1 rRNA gene is annotated in these 753 nt (G+C 51.4%); it reads right to left on the bottom strand.

The features are described 5' to 3' along the window. A 23S ribosomal RNA gene (locus AC1D7X_RS25810) occupies positions 1-702 on the bottom strand; the annotation flags it as partial. Positions 703-753: the final 51 nt, after the last annotated feature.

The following is a 753-nucleotide window of genomic DNA, read 5'->3' as shown; positions in this document are numbered from 1 at the left end:
ATTCGCCCTATTCAGACTCGCTTTCGCTGCGGCTCCGCCTTCTCAGCTTAACCTTGCACGGGAACGTAACTCGCCGGTTCATTCTACAAAAGGCACGCCATCACCCATAAATAGGGCTCTGACTTTTTGTAAGCACACGGTTTCAGGTTCTATTTCACTCCCCTTCCGGGGTGCTTTTCACCTTTCCCTCACGGTACTGTTTCACTATCGGTCGCTAGGGAGTATTTAGCCTTAGCAGATGGTCCTGCTGGATTCATACGGGGTTTCACGTGCCCCGCACTACTCGGGATCCGTCTCGGAGGGATTGGACTTTTGGTTACAGGGCTTTTACCTTCTATGCCGGGCCTTTCCAGACCTCTTCACCTAACCCAATCCTTTGTAACTCCATGTGAGACGTCCCACAACCCCAAAGAGCAAGCTCCTTGGTTTGGGCTAATCCGCGTTCGCTCGCCGCTACTGACGGAATCACTATTGTTTTCTCTTCCTCAGGGTACTTAGATGTTTCAGTTCCCCTGGTCTGTCTCTACATACCCTATGTATTCAGATATGAGTGACTGCGTATTACCACAGCCGGGTTTCCCCATTCGGACACCCCCGGATCAAAGCTTGCTTACAGCTCCCCGAGGCAGTTTCGTTGTTCGCCACGTCCTTCATCGACTCCTAGCGCCTAGGCATCCTCCGTGTGCTCTTAGTAGCTTAACCATCATGCTCCTATTTGGCTTTTTTCGCTCCGCTTGTTTTGAATGACTTCCC

The sequence above is a fragment of the Paenibacillus sp. Y568 genome (genome assembly GCF_059445545.1).
The sequence above is the reverse complement of the archived record's forward strand: the minus strand, read 5'-3'. Positions and strand labels throughout refer to the sequence as shown.